The following is a 19,163-nucleotide window of genomic DNA, read 5'->3' on the forward strand; positions in this document are numbered from 1 at the left end:
GACGCCAACATGGAAATGCCACGCAATACGTTCAAGGCCGCGCTCAAGGCCGGCCGGCCGCAGATCGGCCTGTGGGTCACGCTGGCCGACGCCTACGTCGCCGAAGGGCTGGCCAGCGCCGGTTTCGACTGGCTGCTCATCGACGGCGAGCATGCGCCCAACGACGTGCGCAGCATGCTGGGGCAATTGCAGGCCATGGCGCCTTATCCGGTGCATCCCATCGTGCGGCCGGTCATCGGCGATGTGCACCTGATCAAGCAGATTCTGGAGATCGGCACGCAGACGTTGTTGATTCCCGTGGTCGAAACGGCCGAGCAGGCGGCGCTGATGGTCGCCGCCACGCGCTATCCGCCCAAGGGCATACGCGGCGTGGGCAACGCGGTGGCGCGCTCGTCGCGCTGGAACCAGATCAAAGACTACGCGCACAAGGCCGACGATGAAATGTGCGTGCTGGTGCAGGTCGAAACGCGCGCCGGGCTCGAGAACCTGGACGAGATCGCAGCGGTGCCGGGGGTGGACGGCGTTTTCTTCGGGCCGTCCGACCTGTCGGCGTCGATGGGCTACCTGGGCCAGGCCACGCACCCCGAGGTGCGCAAGGCCATGCTCGACGGCGTTGCTCGCGTTCTGCGAGCGGGCAAGGCGCCGGGCATTCTCTGCACCGATCCGGCGCTGGCGCGCGAATATCTTGCCGCCGGCGCGCTGTTCGTGGCCGTGGGCGTGGATTCGTCCATGCTGGTTCGCACGGCCAGCCAGCTGGCGCAGGCCTTCAAGGGCGGAGCGGGAGAGGCCGAAGCCACATCGCCGGGATACTGAGCCCTTGCGTTCTGCCGTCAACGGCCAAACCCGCAGGTTTCCTGCGGGTTTTTTTTGGGGGATCGATTCCGCACGTATCTCAAGCCTCGAACGCAGGCGCGTGCTCGGCACTGCCTGGATGCCTCAGGGTTGTTTTTCCTAAAAATTTGTAAATAAATATTTATTTGTAATACATTAAATAAAACGCATAACAACAAAGCAGGATCAAGCTCGCATGCAGCCGTTTCATTCTCGAGATTCAAGCGCCTTTCGGGTGCTTTACGAAATAGAGGTGAGGAGCATGTTTCAAACCGTACGTTTCAAAATCAATATCACCGTGTTCATCAGCATCTTGCTGATGATCGTCATCGGCATTTTTGCGTTGTTCGGATTGCGCCAGGTCGACGGGTTGATCGTCGAGATGTTCGACAGCAATATCGAGCCCATCGTCGCGCTGGATACCGTGCGCAGCGCCCAGCTGGACATGCGGGTCCAATATCTTCATATGCTGAGCGACAACGATCCCAGTGCCCAGATGACATTTGCGACCGCCATAAAGCAAGACCAGGCGCAAATGCTGAAAGCGTGGAAGTCGTATTACCCCGACAAAGTTTCCGACGCCAAAGAAAAAGCCGTCGCCGACAAAATCAATACGGATATGCCGCTGTTTTTTGTCTCGGCGGACGCCATTGCGGCGGCGGCCAAGGCGGGGATGGTGAGCGCTGCGAAAGACAGAATGGCGCAGGATTTTCCGATGACGAAAGCCCTGAGCGATTCCATTATTGAAGACATGCAAATCAATCGGCGCCAGGCCCTGGCCAGCGTGTCCCAAAGCCATACGGTCTACGGAAACATCCGAGCGATCGCGCTGACCCTGATCGTCGTCGGCGTGGTGGCCAGCCTGCTGGCGGGAATCTGGCTGCTGCGCGCCATCACGCGCCCGCTGGATCGTGCGGTCCGGGTCGCGTCGGAAATCTCGGGAGGCAAGCTGGACAACCATCTGACCGTCGATGTCGGGGGCGAGTTCGGTCGTCTGCTCGCAGCACTCAAGAAAATGGACGAGCAACTGACGGCGACGGTTCGCAGCATCCAGATCTCGGCCGAATCGGTGTCGACGGCGTCGGCGCAGATCGCAAGCGGCAATATGGATCTGTCCTCGCGCACCGAAGAGCAGGCCGCTTCGCTCGAACAGACCGCGGCGAGCATGACGCAGCTGACCGAGACGGTGAAACAGAACGCGGACAACGCGCGCCAAGCCAATGAACTGGCGGGCAATGCGGCGAATCTCGCGGATACGGGCAACGAAGCGGTGCAGGCGATGGTGGGTACGATCGGAGAGGTGAGCAGCAGCTCGGCCCAGATTTCGGACATCACCGGCGTCATCGAAGGGATTGCATTCCAGACGAACATCCTGGCGCTGAACGCAGCGGTGGAGGCGGCGCGCGCGGGCGAGCAGGGCCGCGGCTTCGCGGTGGTGGCCAGCGAGGTGCGCACGCTGGCGCAGCGCTCGGCGTCGGCGGCCAAGGAGATCAAGGAACTGATCGGGTCGTCGGTGGCGCTTATCGAGAACAGCGCGAAGCAGGCTTCGCAGGTGGGCGCGACGATGGGCGAGGTCCGGCAGTCCATCCGCAACGTATCGCAGATTGTGTCGGAAATATCGAGCGCCTCGGACGAGCAGAGCCGCGGCATCGATCAGATCGGGACGGCGGTGTCGCAGATGGATCAGATGACGCAGCAGAACGCGGCGCTGGTGGAGCAGGCGGCCGCGGCGGCGCAATCGCTGCAGGAGCAGGCGCAAGAACTGACGGGTGCGGTGTCGTATTTCAAGTTCGCCGGCGGCGCCGCGCAGCCGGCGGCCCGCGCCAAGCCCATTGCCATGGCGCGATCGCAACCTGCCGCGGCGTCGGCTGCCAGGCCGCTTAAATCGCCCAAACCCGTCAAGCAGCTGGCGGCGCCTGCCGGAGCGGCCGCGGCGAAGGAAGCGGCGCAAGACAAGGAAGCGGCCTGGGAGTCTTTTTAACGATGCGCGAGACCGGACCCGGCGTGTTGATGCCGATAGGCCGATAAAGAAGTCATACGTATACTTGCTGCCGAAATGGGAAATCCCGTGTGTCCACGACCAGCTTCGGCTGGTCATTTTCCAGGAGCGGCAGCAATGCAAGGCATGGCTCAAACGGTACGGTTCAAGATCACCTTGACCCTGACCCTCTGCATCATTCTCATGGCCGCCATCGGCGGGTTCGGCGGAGTCGGACTCTCGAGGATCAACGCGCTCGTCACGCACATGTATTCGGGCACGACGATACCCATCATCGATCTGAACGAGGTGCGGGCCTCGCAGCTGGAGATGCGCCTGCAGTACCAGCGCATGCTGCTGCAGGACGATCCGGACGTGACCTTGCAGGCCACCGCCGCCATCAAGAAGGCCGGGGAGTCCATGCATAAGGCCTGGCACGACTACTACCCCGCCCGCGTCGCGGACGGCCCCGAACGCGCCGTCGCCGACAAGATCAACAAAGAGATGCCGTTGTTCGACGCCTCCACGGACGCCATCGTGACGGCCGCCAAGGCGAGCATGCGCAACTCGGCGCTTCAACGAGAGAACCAGGATTACCCCGCTACGGCCGCGCTCGCCGGCGATATCGCCAATGATATCGATATCAGTCGCCAGCAGGGGTTGGCCTCGATCGACCAGAGCGCAGCGGCATACCGCAATGTGCGGCTCGTTGCTGCCGCGCTGGTCGCCGCAGGTTTGCTCATCGCTTTCGTCTCGGGTTATTGGTTGCTGCGCGCGGTCACGCGTCCGCTGGACCGCGCCATCCGCCTGGCCAGGCAGATCGCCGAAGGCAGGCTGGGCAGCAATATGAGAAACACCGGCGGCGGAGAGTTCGGCAGGCTGTTGAGCGCGATCAAGACCATGGACGGGCAGTTGTCTTCGACTGTGCATCGCATCCAGATCTCGGCCGAATCGGTATCGACGGCGTCGGCGCAGATCGCAAGCGGCAATATGGATCTGTCCTCGCGCACCGAAGAGCAGGCCGCTTCGCTCGAACAGACCGCAGCGAGCATGACGCAGCTGACCGAAACGGTGAAACAGAACGCGGACAACGCGCGCCAGGCCAATGAACTGGCGGGCAATGCGGCGAGTCTCGCGGACACGGGCGATGAGGCCGTGCGGACCATGGTCGGCACCATCGAGGCCGTGAGCAATAGCTCGACCCGCATTTCGGACATCACCGGCGTGATCGAGGGGATTGCATTCCAGACGAACATCCTGGCGCTGAACGCAGCGGTGGAAGCGGCGCGCGCGGGTGAACAGGGCCGCGGCTTCGCGGTGGTGGCCAGCGAGGTGCGCACGCTGGCGCAGCGCTCGGCATCGGCGGCCAAGGAGATCAAGGACCTGATCGGTTCGTCGGTAATCTTGATCGAGAACAGCGCGAAGCAGGCTTCGCAGGTGGGGACGACGATGGGCGAAGTCCGGCAGTCCATCCGCAACGTGTCGCAGATCGTCGCAGAAATCTCCAATGCGTCGGACGAGCAGAGCCGCGGTATCGATCAGATCGGGACGGCGGTGTCGCAGATGGACCAGATGACGCAGCAGAACGCGGCGCTGGTGGAGCAGGCGGCCGCGGCGGCGCAATCGCTGCAGGAGCAGGCGCAAGAACTGACAGATGCGGTGTCGTATTTCAAGTTCGCCGGCGCCGCCGCGCAGCCGGCCGCTCAGGCCCGGCAAATTGCCGTCTCGCAGTCGCGGCCCATTCACGTGTCGGCGGCCAGACCGCCCGAGCGGTTGGCGGCGCCCGCTACCCGAGCAGTTGCGGCCGAGAGCCCGGAGCAGGCCTGGGAATCTTTTTGACGATGAACGCAGAGGGTCTTGCAGCATCGCAGGCCCCGGGCGTCGAGGACGGACATGGGTGCGATGCGTCGTTTCTGGCTGAAGGTCTGGTATAGAACCCTCACGTCGCCATACGTGATTGTCGCCGCTGGAAGCGTGATCGCCCTGCTGCTGGTGACGACCAGCATCGTCGTGCTGTTCCAGACCCGGGAAGACGCGGTGGTTCGGGTCAGGGAATCGTCGCGCAACCTCGGAATCATCGCGGAACAGGACATAGAAAGAAACTTCGAGCTCTATGCGGGTTCGTTGCAGGCTGTGGTCGACGGGCTGGCCGACCCCAATGTCATGAGCCTGCCCTGGAAGCTGCGCCACGAAGTGCTGTTCGGCCATGCCATCAAGGCCTCTTACGTGGGGTCGATCATCGTGCTCGATGCGCAGGGCAATGTCATCATCGACGCGAGCAGCGAAGTGCCCAGGGTGGGAAACTTCGCAAACCGCGAGTACTTCACGGCGCAGCGCGACAACCCGAATCTGGGCCTGTACATCAGCAAGCCCTTCGTGACGGTTTTTCGCCACACCGAAGACGTCGTGCTGAGCCGTCGCATCTCCAATCCCGACGGGTCTTTCGCGGGGGTCGCGGCGCTGGGAATCGATCTGGCGTATTTTCATCGGCTTTTTTCGCGCCTGAAAGTCGGGCCGCTCGGCTCGATAGCCCTCATCGGCCGCGATGGCACGATGTATATGCGCCAGCCCTATAGCGCGAGCGTCATCGGGCGCGACCTGAGCCAGGCGCATACCTTCAGGCAGTTCCTGACCGCGCCGGAAGGCACTTTTTTCGACGAGTCGGTGCTGGACGGCACGCGGCGGCTTTACTACTTCAAGAACTTCGCGCATCTGCCCTTCGTCATCATGGTGGCCGAGGCGCAGCCGGACATCTACGCGGCATGGTCCCGTCATGCGATACAGATCGGCGCGTTGGTGATTGTGCTCGCCGTAGGGTTCGTCGTACTGGCCATGCTGATGAGCACTCAGTTGCGGCGTCGGCTGCGCACGGAGCAGGAGCTGATGCTGCTGGCGCGGACCGACGGTCTAACGGGCCTCTCCAATCGCCGCATGCTCGACGAAACACTCGAACAGGAGTGGGCTCGCGCGCGGCGTTCGCACATGGTGCTTGCGCTGCTGTTCATCGACATCGACTGGTTCAAGCCGTACAACGATACCTACGGACACCAGGCCGGAGACCGCACACTGGCCGCCGTGGCCAGGACGATAGGGGGCAGCATCCGCAGGCCGGGAGACTGCGCGGCTCGCTACGGCGGCGAAGAGTTCGTGGTCGTGTTGCCGGAAACCTCGATCCTGGGCGCGACGGCACTGGCCGAGAAAATCCGCGAGGCAGTCGGCGAACTGGGCATCGAACATGCGAGCAGCCCATACGGACGGGTCACCGTGAGCATCGGCGTGGCGGCCTGGGCGCCGGAGCGCGACAGCACGATCTCCTGCATCATGCGCGCCGCCGATCAGGCGCTGAACGACGCCAAATCGGCCGGGCGCAACCGGGTCGTCGCGGCCGGCGAGCACGCCGCGCATACCATCTGACACAGCTTGACCATTTTCGCCGGCAGCACTAACATTCAAACATGTACGTGAACGTACACGTTTGAATAAAGTAATTCATGTCCACTGACGCCGCTCTTATCCCCATCCGCGAAGCCGCCCAGCGGTTGGGCGCCACGGCAAGAACGCTCAAATACTACGAAGAGCTCGGTCTGGTGACCCCGGCCCGCACCGAAGGCCGCTACCGACTCTACAGCGAGGCCGACCTGGAAAAATTCGAACGCATTATGCGCATGCGTTCGCTCGGTTTTTCGCTGCACGGCATTGCAGAAATGCTCAAGCGGCCTGTCGAACTGTCCAGCACCGGCCGAAAAATGTATTCGCAGACATCACTGCGGCAGATGGCGGATGCGCTGAGCGAGCAGATCGCCCAATTGGATGCGCGCATTGCCCAGGTGCAGCGCGAGCTGAGCGAAGCCCGCGCCCTGCGCGCCGAAATCGGCGACGACCTGCACTATCTGGAGCAGCGCGCCGCCGGCGCGCCGGTCGAAGACATGGCAGGCCAGAGGCTCGCCGCGCGGCAGCGGCGCGCAGCGCACAAAACCGGCAAGAAATGAATCTGCGCGCTCCCAGCGCGCATGCCCTGACGCTCAGGCATGTGCGCAAAGATCTCTTTCCCTGGGCGGTCGCGTTCGCCGTGGGCATCGACTATCTCGACAATTCGATGTTCTCGTTTTTTACGAGCTATATCGCCGGCGGCATCGACGCGACCCGCGACGAACTGGTCTGGTCCGCCGCCGCCTACGCCACCACCTCGGTGTTGGGCATCGTCCAGCAGCAGTGGCTGGTGGAACGGCTGGGCTATCGCCGCTACCTCAGCGGCTGCCTCCTGATGTTCGCCATCGGCTCGTTCGGCGCCGCAATGTGCAATTCGTCCATCGAGCTGGCCGTTGCGCGCGGCTTTCAGGGCTATTTCATCGGACCCATGCTGGGCACCTGCCGCATCCTGCTGCAGCTTTGCCTGACGCCGCAGCAGCGCGCGCCCGCGATCCGCATCTTCCTGCTGACGATTCTGGGCGCCACCATTCTGGCGCCCCTGACGGGCGGGTATCTGGTGGCGGACTACGACTGGCGTGCGCTTTTCGTCGGGTTGGGCGTGCTCGGCCTGGCCTTCTCCCTCTTTGCCTTTCTCGTCACGCCGCACGTCGGCAAGTTGCGTCCCGACCACCGTACGCAAGCGCACATGTGGCCGTACATCGTGCTGGCGTGCGGACTCTGCGCCTTGCAGATCGTCGCCCAGCAGATCCGTTTCGAACTCTTCAGCACGTCGCTGCTTTTGATCGGCCTGACCCTGGTCGGGCTGGCGGCGCTGGGCTGGGTGATCTGGCATCAGTGGCATCACGACAAACCGCTCGTGCGGTTGAACGCGCTGCGCGAAAGATCCTTCCGCGTGGGCATCGTGCTCTATGCCTTTTATTACGCGCTCTCCAACGTCATCAGCTATCTGATCGCGCGCATGCTCGAAGGTGCCCTGGGCTACCCCGTGGAAAACATGGGCAGACTGGTCGGGTTCACGTCGATGGCCTCGATCGCCGTGGCGCTCCTCTATTTCAAGTTCGCCAGGAAGATCAAGAGCAAGAAGTGGCTCATCGTTCCCGGGTTTCTCGTGGCGGTCGTGATCGGCCTATGGATGGACGCACTGGCGCCGGACGCAAGCACGGGATGGCTTCTGCCGCCGCTCATCGTGCGCAGCTTTCTGCTCATCTTCATCGCCTTGCCGACTGCAAGCGTGGCGTACCAGGTCTTTGCCGCCGACGAATTCAATCACGGCTATCGCATCAAGAATATCGTCAAGCAGCTGTCGTATTCGTTTTCGACCACCATGGTGATCATTCTCGAACGGCACCGCCTGGCCGTGCACCAGGCCAGGCTGAGCGAATACGCCAACCTGGGCAACCCGGTTTTTCGCGGCGCGTTCGAGACCATGACCCGCGCCTTTTCATCCCTGGGCTACGAGGCGGCCAAAGCGCAGGGCCTGGCCGCCGAGCAGGTGGGCCGCCTGGTTTTGCGCCAGGCCGAGTTCATGAGCATCCAGGACGGCTTTCGCGTGGTCATCGTCATCGCGCTCATCGGCGCGGTGCTCGCGGCGGCGCAGCGGCAGATCAAGTAGGCGGCGCCGGCCTCAGAACGTGATCACGGTCCTCAGGCCGACCACGGCTTCGTTGCCGATGCGTTGCGACGGGTTGACGGGATCGGGAATGCCGCCCGAAGGCCGGAACACATATTGCAGGTCCGCCTGCAGCTGCCACCACGGCGTTACCTGGTACTGATAGGTGGCCTCGACCACCGTCTCGGCGCTGCGCGACGGATAGCCCGGCGTATAGAACGCCTGGCTGCTCGCCAGGCTTTGCGCGCGCGAACCGATGTGCGCATAACCCACCGCCAGGCCGGCCACGTCGTGGTCGCGGCCCTTGAAGGGCGAGGTGAGCGTCACGCCCGCGTTCAAGCCGAAGGCGACCGGGTTGCGGTCGCCGGGCGCGCCCATGACGCGCGCGAACACGCCGACGGCGCGCGCGCTGTCCTCGCTCGAGCGCCAGACCATCTGGTCGGCCACCGCATAGAGGCTGTAGTCGCCGCGATGCGTGGCCGCGGTGCCCGTGCTGGCCGGATTCGCGAGCGACAGGCCCGTGTTGTCGTAGTACGGGTCGGCGAAGCGGTTGGTGTTGTACCAGAAGCCCAGCTTGTAGGTGCCCGGCAAGCCCTGAGAGGGCGCGCTGGAGGCATCCGCGGCGGGCTGGCTGATCGCGTACTGCACTTCGCCGATGAAGAGCGCCCCGTCGTGCATGGTGAAGCGGGTGCCGTGCGCGTTGAGCTGCTGCGGATCGCCTGAGCCGTGCGCGGGGTTGCCGTCGAAAACGCCGCCCAGCACCGTGATGCCGTCGGCCGGCTTGGCGCGCAGGCGCATGCCCAGGGAAGCGAACGGGTAGGCCGGGCCGCCGGCGGGCAGGTCGGCCGAGGGCAGCACCGGCCAGCCGAAGGTCGCGTTCATGAACGTGGCCGCGTATTGGCTGACCATGAATTCCTGGTCCAGGCTCTGCTTGCCGACCTTCACGTCGAACTTGCCGTCGAGCATCGCCTGCTGGTACCACAGCTCCCATAGGCGGGTTCCCGCGCGGGCTTCCTCGCCCGAGGCGGACTGCAGCACCTGCAAGTTGCGCGCGGACAGACTGGCGCCGTGGATTTGCAGGGCCGATACATTGAACGTGCCGCCGGGCAAGCCGAAGGCTTTCTCAGTATCCACTCCGATCGTGAGCTGTGTCTGCCCGTCATAGGCGCCGCCGCGGCGGGTTCCGCCCGAAAAATTGCGCAGGGTTTCGCTGGTTTCCTGTAAGCCCAAGGTCGCGCCGCGATTGCCCAGCCACGAACGCAGCCCGCCCATGTCGCCGAACAGATTCGCGCGGTTCCGGATATCGGTCGATTCCGTCGAGACTTGATCCCGCGCGCCGGCGGGCGCCGGGGCAGCCAGCTCTTGCGACTGCCCTTGGGCGATGGGCACCATGCCCAGGGCCAGCGGCAGGGCGAACGGGAGCCACGCGCCGTGCTCCCGCAGCCGGCGCTTTATGTTCTTTTGCATGACGACCCCGCGTCGTGTCAGGTGCTCAGCGCGGCGACGATGATCTTGTAGGCGATCATTCCAACGGCAACGACCAGGTAGCTGCGCAGCACGCCCATCCACACCCGGTTGGGCAGCGACAGCGCCTGCGCGGGCAGTCGGTCCAGAGGCGGCATGCGCCAGTCGGTTTTCTCGACCGTCTTTTGTTCGGCCGTCCGGCTCTCTTGTGCAGGGTCGCATGACATGCGCGGCGTCACGACCAGTTTGGTCGCGATGTAGCCGATTACGCCCAAGGCCGTGCCGCCGCCGAGTATTTCCAGAATTGCTGCGCCGCTCAGATTGGGGAACACCGTGGCCATGGTCAGGATGATCGAGAGCATGACCAGCACCCAGACGACCGCGCCCGTGAAGAGGTTGAGCTTCTTGCCGTTGCTCCAGGGGCCCAGCACGGCCTTGTCATTGCACAGCAACAACAGGAACACTGTCGCGCTCGGCAGCAGCACGCCCGCCAGGGCTTGCACCGCATTGGTCAGAAAGCCGAGGAACGCATCGCTGGAGCACACGACCAGGCCGCCCGCCGCGGCGATCAGCAAGGCATAGACCAGATAAAAGCCCTTGGCATCGATGACGCTGCGGTGCAGGGAATGGCGGATCTTGAACACATCGCCCATTGCATAGGCGGTGGACAGCGAAACGGCCGCCGCGCCGATGATGGCAGCGTCGAACAGGGCGATCGCGAACAAGGTGGCCGACGTGTGGCCCGCGTACTTCTCCAGGGCGGCGATCACGCCGCCGGCATCGGTGAAATTGCCGAGCTCGGGCTTGCCGGCAAACAGCTGGGCGCAGAAGGCGATCATGGCGACGGCGCCGATCACCACGAAGGCGATGCCGATCCACAGATCCACCTTCTCGTACTTCATGAAACGCGGCGTGATGCGCTTGTCGATGACATAGCTTTGCTGGAAAAACAGCTGCCAGGGCGCAACGGTCGTGCCGACGATGGCGATGACCAGCAACATGACGTCGGACAGCTTGCCTTGCCTGGGCCAGTCGGGGATGAAGAAGTCCCTTGCGATCTGGCCGACCGGAGGATGGATGGACACCAGCACGGGAACGAGCAGCAGACTGCCCAGGCACAGCAAAATCGCAAAACGCTCGAAGCGCTGGAAACTGCCGGTGCTCACCGCGGCCATCGTCAGCACGCCGGCGATGCAGACGCCCAGGATCTTGGAGATTCCGAAGTAGTCGAGCACGAAGACGATGCCGATGAACTCGGTCACGATGGTCAAGGCATTGAGCAGGAACAGGTCGATGACGCTGAAGGCGCCCCAGAACTTGCCGAAGCGCTCGAAGATCAGGCGCGCGTGGCCCACGCCGGTGACGGCGCCCAGGCGCAGCACCATCTCCTGGTTGACGTAGAGCACGGGGATCAGGAGCAGCATGGTCCACAGCAGGGACGTGCCGTAGTTCTGCCCCGCCTGGGTATACGTGCCGAAAGCGCCGGCGTCGTTGTCGCCGACCATGACGATGAGGCCAGGGCCCAGGATCACGAGCAGAGTGCGCAGCCGCGCCCACAAGGAGGTGCGCGGCGCGGTGTCGTGCTGGGCAATCGTGCCGAAGGCACCGCGGATGTCGCCGAGATGGGCGCTGTCGAGTACGGCGCCGGCGTTGGCGGCGTCGACGGCTTGAAGCGTGGAAACGTTTTGGTAGGTCATGAGCAACTCCCTGGCGGACGCGGGCCGCCATCGGTACAACGTCAATGCGCGTGCGCGGGGTAGCGGCGGCCTGTGAAGGCGCGACGACCGCGAACCGCGCACGGCAGGCGGCATGCGTTCGCGCACAGGCGATACGGACGCTACCTTTCCGGTAGGGCGATGGGAGGTGATCGACGATTCGCCGCAAGGGCGAATAAAGGGCGGAAGGGAAGAACCCGTTCTGCTTTATTTGACGCACCGTCCCGCTTTTTCAGCGGAACGGCGGTTCGAGAAAAGACTCGTGCCGCGGAGGTTCCGCTGTTCAGATCGAAGATCGACTAGGGCAAGAGTCCATTGGGGCAACCCCGTTGTTGAAACGAGGCGAATGATATGCCTGGCGCCTGAAGGCGGTCAACCCTGCGCGACAAGGGCGTACCGGGCTTGTTGCGCTTTAAGCACACCCGGCGTACGCAGGCAGGCTCAGCGCAATTCGGGAAAGTCTTCTTCCCAGTACTCGTCGGCAAACCGCTGCGCGCCTGGATCGCGTTCCATCTCCTGGCGGCGCAGCTCGACGCGGCGGATCTTGCCCGAGATGGTCTTGGGCAGGTCGCTGAATTGGAGCCGCCGGATCCGCTTGTACGGCGCGAGCTTTTCGCGCGAGAAGCGGAACACCTCGCGCGCGAGGTCCGGGCCGATCTCGTAGCCCTGGCGTACGATGACGAATGCCTTGGGCACCGATAGCCGCAAGGGATCGGGACTGGGCACGACGGCCGCTTCCGCGATTGCCTCGTGTTCGATCAGCACGCTTTCCAGCTCGAAGGGGCTGAGCCGGTAGTCGGACGACTTGAACACATCGTCCGAACGCCCGACGTAAACGAGATAGCCGTCGTCGCGACGCAGCGCGACATCGGACGTGTGATAAAAGCCATTGCGCATGGCGTGCTCGGTGCCTTGCGCGCTATTGGCATAGCCGGTCATCAGGCCGAGCGGGCGATGGGAGAGGGGCAGGGCGATCTCGCCTTCGCCGGTCGGATGATCGTCGGCATCGACGAGTTCGACGCGGTAACCGGGCAGCGGCCTGCCCATCGATCCGGCCACGACCGGCTGGCCCGGCGAGTTGCCGATCTGGCAGGTGGTTTCGGTCTGGCCGTAGCCGTCCCGGATCGTGATGTTCCATGCCTGCCGCACGCGTTCGATGATCTCGGGGTTGAGCGGCTCGCCCGCGCCGACAAGTTCGCGCAGCTTTACCGGGTACGAGGCCAGCGGCTCCTGCACCAGCATGCGCCAGACGGTGGGCGGCGCGCACAGCGTGGTGACTTCGCAGCGCACGAGCACGTCCAGCGTGTCTTTCGGCACGAAACGGGCATAGTTGTAGATGAACACGCAGGCCTGCGCGTTCCAGGGCGCGAAGAAGCAGCTCCACGCATGCTTGGCCCAACCCGGCGAACTGATGTTCCAGTGCACGTCGCCCGGCTGCAGCCCGACCCAGTACATGGTCGAGAGATGGCCGATCGGGTAGCTCTCATGTGTATGCTCGACGAGCTTGGGCTTGGAGGTGGTGCCCGAGGTGAAGTACAGCAACAGCGTGTCGGTCGCTTTCGTCGGGCCGTCGGGCGTGAACCTAGCGCTCGCATCGTAGGCGCGGCCCAGATCGATCCAGCCTTGCGCGGCACCAGGCTTTGCGCCGACCGCGATGCGCCTGACCGCGGCGTCCAGCGCATCGAATTTGCCGAGCTCGGCCGCGTCGACCACGACGAAACCGACCGCGCCCGTTGCCACCCGCTCGCGCACGTCGTCGGGCGACAGTTGCGTCGTCGCGGGCAGCACGACGGCGCCCAGTTTCATGGCGGCCAGCATCACGTCCCACAGTTCGACCCGGTTGGGCAGCATGAGCAGCAGGCGATCGCCGCGCCCGACGCCCTGTTCCCGCAGAAAGTTGGCCATGCGGGAAGAACGCTCTGCCATCTGCGCGAAGGTGTATGTCGTTCCGGCGCCCGCGGCATCGTCGACGATCCATAGCGCCGGGTTGCCGTTGCCCCGCGCCATGACGTCGAAGTAGTCCAGCGCCCAGTTGAAATTGTCGACCTTGGGCCACGAGAATTCGCGGTAGGCGCGGTCGTAATCGCTGCGATGGCGCAGCAGAAACTCGCGCGCGTCGAGGAAAGCCTGCGCGGAAGGCGTGAAGCTTGTCATCGTTGTCTCCCGGGTGCGGATGCGCGCCCTGTCATTGTCGATTTTCGTGCGAGTATAGGTATTCGGTTATACACAGGATAGGCATTAAAAAGCCCATCCGATATGCAAAAAAACACAAAACGGATTCGCCACGCACCATGAACCTGCGCAAGTTCAAGATCGACATTCCGCACGAGGATATCGAGGACCTGATGCGACGCCTGCGCGCGACGCGCCTGCCGGCTGCCCTGGATGAGCAGAGGTGGGACGACGGCGCGAGCCTGGCCTTCATGCGGCGGTTGCATGAGCATTGGTCCACGCGCTTCGATTGGCGCGCCCAGGAGGCGCGGCTGAACCGCCTGCCGCAGTACCTGGCCGGCATCGGCGGGGTCGATATCCATTTCATCCATCAGCCCGGCAGGGGGCCGGCGCCGATGCCGCTGGTGCTCACGCACGGGTGGCCCGGCTCTTTCATCGAGATGGAGCGCATCATCCCCCTGCTGGCCGATCCGGCGGCCCATGGCGGCGACCCGGCCGATGCCTTCCACGTGGTCGTGCCGTCCTTGCCCGGCTTCGGATTTTCCGCGCCGCCCGGAGGGCCGGGCGTCGGGGCGCGGCATATCGCCGAGCTATGGCTCGGGCTGATGAAGGGGCTGGGCTATGAACGCTTCGGCGCGCAAGGCGGGGATATCGGCGCGAGTGTCTCGGCCTGGCTCGCCTGCCGCTTTCCCGCGCAGATCATCGGGGCGCACGTCAACTACATCCCCGGCAGCTATCGGCCGCCGCTCGGTCCCGGCTCGCCGCCGGTGACGGCGCAGGAGCAGGCATACCTGGACACGGCGGCGGCCTGGGCGGGCGCGGAAGGCGCCTATGCCGCCGAGCAGGGCACAAAGCCGCAGACCCTGGCCTATGCGATGACCGATTCGCCGATCGGGCTGGCCGCCTGGATCGTCGAGAAATTCCGGGCGTGGAGCGACTGCGACGGCGACGTCGAGCGCGTCTTCCCGATGGACGAATTGCTGACCGACGTGTCGCTTTACTGGTTCGGCCGCATGCTCGATGCCTCGTTCCGCATCTACAAAGAGAACCGGCTACAGCCGCTGGTCTTCGAGGCGGGAGAACGCGTCGCGCCCGCCTTGGGCGTAGCCGCGTTTCCGCGCGAGCTGCCTACGCCGCCGCGCTCGTGGGTCGAGCGCGTCTTCGATGTGCGGCGATGGACCGAGATGCCCAGGGGCGGCCATTTCGCGGCCATGGAACAGCCGGAACTGCTGGCGCAGGACATCCGTGCCTTCTTCCGGCCGCTGCGCGGCCGGCATGCCTGACTCGCGCGCCGCCGGGCCGCGGGATCGGGTGGCCCGGCGGGATCAGCGCGGCCGGCCGTCGCCCGAGCGGGGCAGCGAACTGAAGTACGAAGCGATATCGGTGATGTCCTGATCCGACAAGGGCTGGGCCATGGCGTTCATGACGGGATTCTTGCGGTCCTGGCCGCCGCGATAGTCCCGCAGGGCATTTTCCAGATAGCCGAGGTCCTGGCCGGCCAGATTGGGCGTGCCCGGCATCTGGGATATGCCGTTCGCGTTATGGCAGGCAAAGCAGACGGCGGCCCGCTGCCTGCCTGCCGCGATTTCGACGGGCGTCCCGCCCGGCTGGGCATGGACCAGGGGCGAGGAAAGCAGCAAGGGCAGCATGCACGTGGCATGTTGTACGAACTGATGCCAGGCTAGGCGGCGCTGTTGCGGACCCATACGGCGATTCCATAGATGAAAAAAACGGCCGTCCAGATTCCCAGGACGACAATGGCCGCGCTGCCCAGGCGCGAGACGGTTTTATCGGCCGTGTAATGTCCCTGGGTGCGGCCGGCGCGGTAAAGCAGGACGAGATAGAACCCGCCGACCAAGCCGCCCACGCCGACGAGCGTGGCGAAGAACAGCAGGGTGGACGGCCAGTCCGGATGCACGGGGTAATTGCCGATGTCGTAGCCGAAGCGCCTGAGAGACACCGCGCGGATGATCTCGCGCCACACGGCGAGCAGGCCCAGCACGGCAAAGCCCGCCGCGGCGGGCAGATAGCCGCGCGCGGCGGCGCCCGGGCGGGCCGTCCAGATACTCATGGCGAGCAGCGCGGCGGCCAGGGCCCAGCCGACCGGATGCCAGGCCAACCCGGATGCGGCGGGCTGGACGAACTGCCACGCCAGCATGGGCGCCAGGGCAATGGCGAACCCGTGCGAGGCCAGGCGCCTGCCCAGCGCCCGGGCAAATTCCCGATAGGACGACTCGTGGTCCTCGCGCGGCTCGACGTAGCGCGCATAGGCCATCAGGAAGACGCCGACGGCGGGCAGCCCCAGGCTCATGATGAAGAGGTAGCGCGGCCATTGAATGGCGTGCAGCGCGGCCCCGCGCGTATCGACCGCGCCGCCGGGGGCATACCAGTGCATCCATTGCCCGGGCAGAAGCTCCTGGTATGACAGCGCGTGCATGATCAGGCCGTCCAGGCAGAACAGGGCGAACGCGATCCAGGCATACAGGCCGATATGCTTTTTCGCGCCCGCGCGGTTCGCGTAGTAGAAGGCGAACCAGCAGCAGTAGGCCACGATGAGCGTGAGGATGAACCCGATGGCCCATCGGCCGGAAAGCACGTTGGACGCATACCATTGCGGATCGTAGATGACCTGGGTGAACAGCAGCGGCGCCACGCCCAGCACGATGAGCAGCGACACGCCGACCTTGGCGACCTGCGTCAGCGCAATGGACAGGCGCGCCCAATGCGGCCGGTTCCGCTTGTGGAAGGCGTAGATGGCCAGCCCCGACGCGCCCAGCGTCAGGTTCACGAAGGCGATGTGCAGCGACCAGGTGACGACCATCAGTACCTGGAACAGGACGGGATTGCCCGGTACGCCGGCAGGGTCGCGCATCGCATTCATGACGGTTCCGATATCGGTCATCTGTCTACTCCTTTCCGCGCGCCAGGAGGGCATGGCGCCGTTCCTGGGCGATCAGGCGGTCCACGTCCCGGCCGCTGTCGTCCACGGCCAGATAGTGCGCAAGCGCCCGAATTTCGTCTTCGGGCAGATCGATGCGCGGCATGTAGGGCTGGGTGCCGTGCCTGAGCGGGCCGCGCAGATAGGCCGCGATCAAGTCCTCGTCGGTGGCCCGGTGGAATTCGTCCGGCAGGTCGCGCAGGGGCGCGCCGGGTTCCAGCGCATGGCAGCTCGCGCAGGCCATCTTGGCCAGCAGTTGCCCGGCTTCGAGGAGGTTGCCGTCGTTGATCGTGCGCAGGCGATCGGGGACGAACGGATGCAGCGTGAGCAGTCCGTCCCGGGCGATCCGGTCCACTTCTTCCTTGATGCCTTTGCCGGGGACGTCCCGGGCAATGACCTGATCGCCGTAGATATACCGCCCCGCGACGTAAGGCTTGCGCATCGACTCGCGCATGCGTTCTTCCGGCCAGACCCCCGCGACCGCGACGAAGGCGAACAGCGCCACGGCCAGGGATGTGTAGACGCGATCCGGCCTGCACCACGCAAAGACCAGCCACAGCGCCGCGACGGCGAGCACGGCCGCGAGATCCCTGGCGTAGTCGGGCAGCAGGCGGAAATCGAGCAGCACGATGGCGTTGTGCGGCAGCGTGCGGACATAGAACAGCGACATCAGCGCCATGAACAGGCCGCCGGCCAACCCGACGAGCGCCAGGAAACGCACCATGCCGCGTCGCGTGTCCGCGTCGGGCAGTCGGCTGGCGACGATCAACCCGACCACGCTCGCCATCACGAACATCAGGCCGGTGCGCACGCCGAGCTGGGCAAAGCAATTGGAACTGAAGAAAGCGTCGCTGGCCGAACCCGTGCGATACCACGCGGCGCTTCCCGGCCCCATCATGAACGAAAGAATGCCGACGATGAGCAGCATGGTGGTCCACGACGCGAGCGCGAACGACCAGGTGATTTTCAGATGCGTCCTGGCGTCCACCTTGCCGATCAGATACACCAGGGCGTAGACGCCGATCACCTCGACCGTGAAGAACACCCATTCGGCGGCCCAGACCCAGACGAAGTTGTGGATCAGGCCGCCCACGCCGCGCGGGCTGGCCACAGTGATGGAATACCAGATGCCGGGCCCGGTGATCGAGCCGATGACATAGGAAAAAATCAGCAGGAACAGGCCGTAGCGCTTGATGAAGTCCATCAGCTGCGGCTCGTTCCTGCGATAGGCGCGGGTCTCGATCAGCGCGAACAGGAAGGACGCGCCGACCGAGGTATGGGACGCCACCACGTGGATGACGCCGATGATTCCCATGACCCAGCCGGTGCCGATGCCCGGGACATAGAACGTCGGATACATGCCGAGCAGGTCCATGGCCTGCATGGCGTTACTTCACCGTGCCGGCCGGCGAGCGCGCCTCGCACTGGGTCGTCAGCGCCCGATCGCCACCGAAGGCCAGCGTCAACGCGACTTTGTCGCCGATATGCAGCGGCCTGGCGGGCTTTTCCAGCATGACGTGATAGCCGCCCGGCGCGAAGGCGAGCCGCCCCTTGGCCGGCACCGGCACGTCGTGCACGGCGGACATGCCCATTACGCCTTTGCTGTCTTTGTGGGTCTCGTGCAGCATTGCCATGCCGAACGCATCCGTGTGCGCTCCCGTGAGCGAGACGGGCTGGTCGCCCGAATTCTCGATCGTGAAATAACCGGCGGACGGCGCTGCGCCGGGCAGCAGCCGGATCCAGCAGTCCTGCACCGAAATGTTCTTGGGAGCCATGGCGGTAGTTCCGTGACCTGTCGCCATGCCGCTCTTGGCGCCGCCCATGGACATGCCGGCCATGCCCTGGGCATGCACCAAGGGGGCCAGGACAAGCAGGCTTGCCAACATGATTGCTTCTTTCATCGCTTTCTCCTGAATCAAATTCATCGATCTGTGTCTCGGATGCGCGCCTCTCTTTTAGAGCACGTATTCGAACTCGGTGTAAATCCGGCCGCGTGCCGGCGCTACGCGCGGCGTAACCGGGCGCCTCAGGGGAGGCGCGGCGATCTACGCGGCCAAGCGAGAAAAAGGCGGCGGAGCTCGGGGGCGCCCGCAAGGGAAGATCCCGAAGGCGATATGCCGCAGCGGCGGCATGGCCACTGCCGCGACGAGCACGAGGAGAATGAACGCCAGTGCGCTCGGCGGCACGGCGGGCAAAGCCGCATGGCCGGCCAGGAAGTTGCAGTAGCCGCACGCCGACATCGAACCGTCGGGTGTGCCTGCGTGGCCGGAATGAAGGGGGGCGGCCGCGGCGCCTTGCCCATCGGCCGAGCAGAGCTGCTGCTCGATGCCCTGCAGCCGCGCTTGCTCCATGCGCGCGGCCATCAGCGTTTGGCTGATCAGCGGCGCGAAAACCACCAGGCACATGGCCACCAGGCCAAGCCATACGGTCCGGCTGCGCGTGCGGCGTGAACGGAGCAAGGGGTTCATGGCTGCGGATTATAAGGCGCGCCTATGGCCGGCCCGACTCCGCTTTCGGCCGGTAAGG

Annotated in this window: 15 protein-coding genes; 7 read left to right on the top strand and 8 right to left on the bottom strand. The window is 64.7% G+C overall.

Translation table 11 applies throughout. The features are described from left to right. The first annotated feature begins 9 nt into the window (after positions 1 to 9). The 6 genes from hpaI to ACTHJ1_RS03605 all read left to right on the top strand — a co-directional run bounded on the left by hpaI (position 10) and on the right by ACTHJ1_RS03605 (position 8,351). A complete protein-coding gene (gene hpaI, locus ACTHJ1_RS03580; RefSeq protein ID WP_440187777.1) occupies positions 10 to 813 on the top strand; it encodes a 4-hydroxy-2-oxoheptanedioate aldolase in 804 nt (267 codons plus the stop codon). A gap of 280 nt (positions 814 to 1,093) precedes the next feature. After that, entirely contained in the window at positions 1,094 to 2,812 is a 1,719-nt protein-coding gene (locus ACTHJ1_RS03585; protein WP_440187780.1) for a methyl-accepting chemotaxis protein, read from the top strand. A gap of 135 nt (positions 2,813 to 2,947) precedes the next feature. After that, positions 2,948 to 4,648 (top strand): methyl-accepting chemotaxis protein, encoded by a 1,701-nt coding sequence (locus tag ACTHJ1_RS03590; RefSeq protein ID WP_440187783.1) that lies wholly within the window; start codon positions 2,948 to 2,950, stop codon positions 4,646 to 4,648. 54 nt (positions 4,649 to 4,702) lie between these two features. Next, positions 4,703 to 6,223 (top strand): sensor domain-containing diguanylate cyclase, encoded by a 1,521-nt coding sequence (locus ACTHJ1_RS03595; protein ID WP_440187786.1) that lies wholly within the window; start codon positions 4,703 to 4,705, stop codon positions 6,221 to 6,223. A gap of 77 nt (positions 6,224 to 6,300) precedes the next feature. After that, on the top strand, positions 6,301 to 6,798 hold the full coding sequence (locus tag ACTHJ1_RS03600) for a MerR family transcriptional regulator (protein WP_440187789.1): 498 nt from the start codon (positions 6,301 to 6,303) through the stop codon (positions 6,796 to 6,798). After that, on the top strand, positions 6,795 to 8,351 hold the full coding sequence (locus ACTHJ1_RS03605; RefSeq protein ID WP_440187792.1) for an MFS transporter: 1,557 nt from the start codon (positions 6,795 to 6,797) through the stop codon (positions 8,349 to 8,351). The genes ACTHJ1_RS03600 and ACTHJ1_RS03605 overlap by 4 nt, the downstream gene beginning before the upstream one ends. A gap of 12 nt (positions 8,352 to 8,363) precedes the next feature. On the opposite strand, the gene ACTHJ1_RS03610 is transcribed toward ACTHJ1_RS03605, so the two are convergent. From ACTHJ1_RS03610 to ACTHJ1_RS03620, 3 genes are all read right to left on the bottom strand, one after another. After that, on the bottom strand, positions 8,364 to 9,815 hold the full coding sequence (locus ACTHJ1_RS03610) for a carbohydrate porin (RefSeq protein WP_440187795.1): 1,452 nt from the start codon (positions 9,813 to 9,815) through the stop codon (positions 8,364 to 8,366). Between the two features lie 17 nt (positions 9,816 to 9,832). Next, a complete protein-coding gene (locus ACTHJ1_RS03615) occupies positions 9,833 to 11,509 on the bottom strand; it encodes an NRAMP family divalent metal transporter (RefSeq protein ID WP_440187798.1) in 1,677 nt (558 codons plus the stop codon). A gap of 459 nt (positions 11,510 to 11,968) precedes the next feature. Further along, entirely contained in the window at positions 11,969 to 13,681 is a 1,713-nt protein-coding gene (locus ACTHJ1_RS03620) for an AMP-binding protein (protein WP_440187801.1), read from the bottom strand. A gap of 137 nt (positions 13,682 to 13,818) precedes the next feature. Here ACTHJ1_RS03620 and ACTHJ1_RS03625 point away from each other — a divergent pair, with 137 nt between their 5' ends. Beyond that, positions 13,819 to 14,982 (top strand): epoxide hydrolase family protein, encoded by a 1,164-nt coding sequence (locus ACTHJ1_RS03625; protein ID WP_440187804.1) that lies wholly within the window; start codon positions 13,819 to 13,821, stop codon positions 14,980 to 14,982. A 42-nt stretch (positions 14,983 to 15,024) separates the two neighbouring features. Here ACTHJ1_RS03625 and ACTHJ1_RS03630 read toward each other — a convergent pair whose 3' ends face one another. From ACTHJ1_RS03630 to ACTHJ1_RS03650, 5 genes are all read right to left on the bottom strand, one after another. After that, positions 15,025 to 15,405 carry a c-type cytochrome gene (locus ACTHJ1_RS03630; RefSeq protein ID WP_440187807.1) on the bottom strand — a complete coding sequence of 127 codons (381 nt, stop codon included), beginning with the start codon at positions 15,403 to 15,405 and terminating at the stop codon, positions 15,025 to 15,027. Beyond that, a complete protein-coding gene (locus ACTHJ1_RS03635) occupies positions 15,381 to 16,601 on the bottom strand; it encodes a hypothetical protein (protein WP_440187810.1) in 1,221 nt (406 codons plus the stop codon). Before ACTHJ1_RS03635 ends, ACTHJ1_RS03630 begins: the two co-directional genes overlap by 25 nt. Positions 16,602 to 16,605: 4 nt before the next feature. Next, a complete protein-coding gene (locus ACTHJ1_RS03640; protein ID WP_440187813.1) occupies positions 16,606 to 18,021 on the bottom strand; it encodes a c-type cytochrome in 1,416 nt (471 codons plus the stop codon). 4 nt (positions 18,022 to 18,025) lie between these two features. Then, positions 18,026 to 18,538 carry a copper chaperone PCu(A)C gene (locus ACTHJ1_RS03645; RefSeq protein ID WP_440187816.1) on the bottom strand — a complete coding sequence of 171 codons (513 nt, stop codon included), beginning with the start codon at positions 18,536 to 18,538 and terminating at the stop codon, positions 18,026 to 18,028. A 144-nt stretch (positions 18,539 to 18,682) separates the two neighbouring features. Next, positions 18,683 to 19,105 (bottom strand): DUF2946 domain-containing protein, encoded by a 423-nt coding sequence (locus tag ACTHJ1_RS03650; protein WP_440187819.1) that lies wholly within the window; start codon positions 19,103 to 19,105, stop codon positions 18,683 to 18,685. Positions 19,106 to 19,163: the final 58 nt, after the last annotated feature.

It is taken from the genome of Bordetella sp. (genome assembly GCF_051960075.1).
In the GTDB taxonomy this organism is placed as follows: domain Bacteria; phylum Pseudomonadota; class Gammaproteobacteria; order Burkholderiales; family Burkholderiaceae_B; genus Bordetella.

Excerpts from the sequence above, each read along its gene's own strand:
- ACTHJ1_RS03630 (WP_440187807.1), bottom strand. The coding sequence starts at position 15,405 with ATGGGTCCGCAACAGCGCCGCCTAGCCTGGCATCAGTTCGTACAACAT.
- ACTHJ1_RS03595 (WP_440187786.1), top strand. The coding sequence starts at position 4,703 with ATGGGTGCGATGCGTCGTTTCTGGCTGAAGGTCTGGTATAGAACCCTC.
- ACTHJ1_RS03640 (WP_440187813.1), bottom strand. The coding sequence starts at position 18,021 with ATGCAGGCCATGGACCTGCTCGGCATGTATCCGACGTTCTATGTCCCG.
- ACTHJ1_RS03625 (WP_440187804.1), top strand. The coding sequence starts at position 13,819 with ATGAACCTGCGCAAGTTCAAGATCGACATTCCGCACGAGGATATCGAG.
- ACTHJ1_RS03650 (WP_440187819.1), bottom strand. The coding sequence starts at position 19,105 with ATGAACCCCTTGCTCCGTTCACGCCGCACGCGCAGCCGGACCGTATGG.
- ACTHJ1_RS03610 (WP_440187795.1), bottom strand. The coding sequence starts at position 9,815 with ATGCAAAAGAACATAAAGCGCCGGCTGCGGGAGCACGGCGCGTGGCTC.
- ACTHJ1_RS03645 (WP_440187816.1), bottom strand. The coding sequence starts at position 18,538 with ATGAAAGAAGCAATCATGTTGGCAAGCCTGCTTGTCCTGGCCCCCTTG.
- ACTHJ1_RS03600 (WP_440187789.1), top strand. The coding sequence starts at position 6,301 with ATGTCCACTGACGCCGCTCTTATCCCCATCCGCGAAGCCGCCCAGCGG.
- ACTHJ1_RS03620 (WP_440187801.1), bottom strand. The coding sequence starts at position 13,681 with ATGACAAGCTTCACGCCTTCCGCGCAGGCTTTCCTCGACGCGCGCGAG.
- ACTHJ1_RS03585 (WP_440187780.1), top strand. The coding sequence starts at position 1,094 with ATGTTTCAAACCGTACGTTTCAAAATCAATATCACCGTGTTCATCAGC.
- ACTHJ1_RS03590 (WP_440187783.1), top strand. The coding sequence starts at position 2,948 with ATGCAAGGCATGGCTCAAACGGTACGGTTCAAGATCACCTTGACCCTG.
- ACTHJ1_RS03635 (WP_440187810.1), bottom strand. The coding sequence starts at position 16,601 with ATGACCGATATCGGAACCGTCATGAATGCGATGCGCGACCCTGCCGGC.
- ACTHJ1_RS03605 (WP_440187792.1), top strand. The coding sequence starts at position 6,795 with ATGAATCTGCGCGCTCCCAGCGCGCATGCCCTGACGCTCAGGCATGTG.
- hpaI (WP_440187777.1), top strand. The coding sequence starts at position 10 with ATGGAAATGCCACGCAATACGTTCAAGGCCGCGCTCAAGGCCGGCCGG.
- ACTHJ1_RS03615 (WP_440187798.1), bottom strand. The coding sequence starts at position 11,509 with ATGACCTACCAAAACGTTTCCACGCTTCAAGCCGTCGACGCCGCCAAC.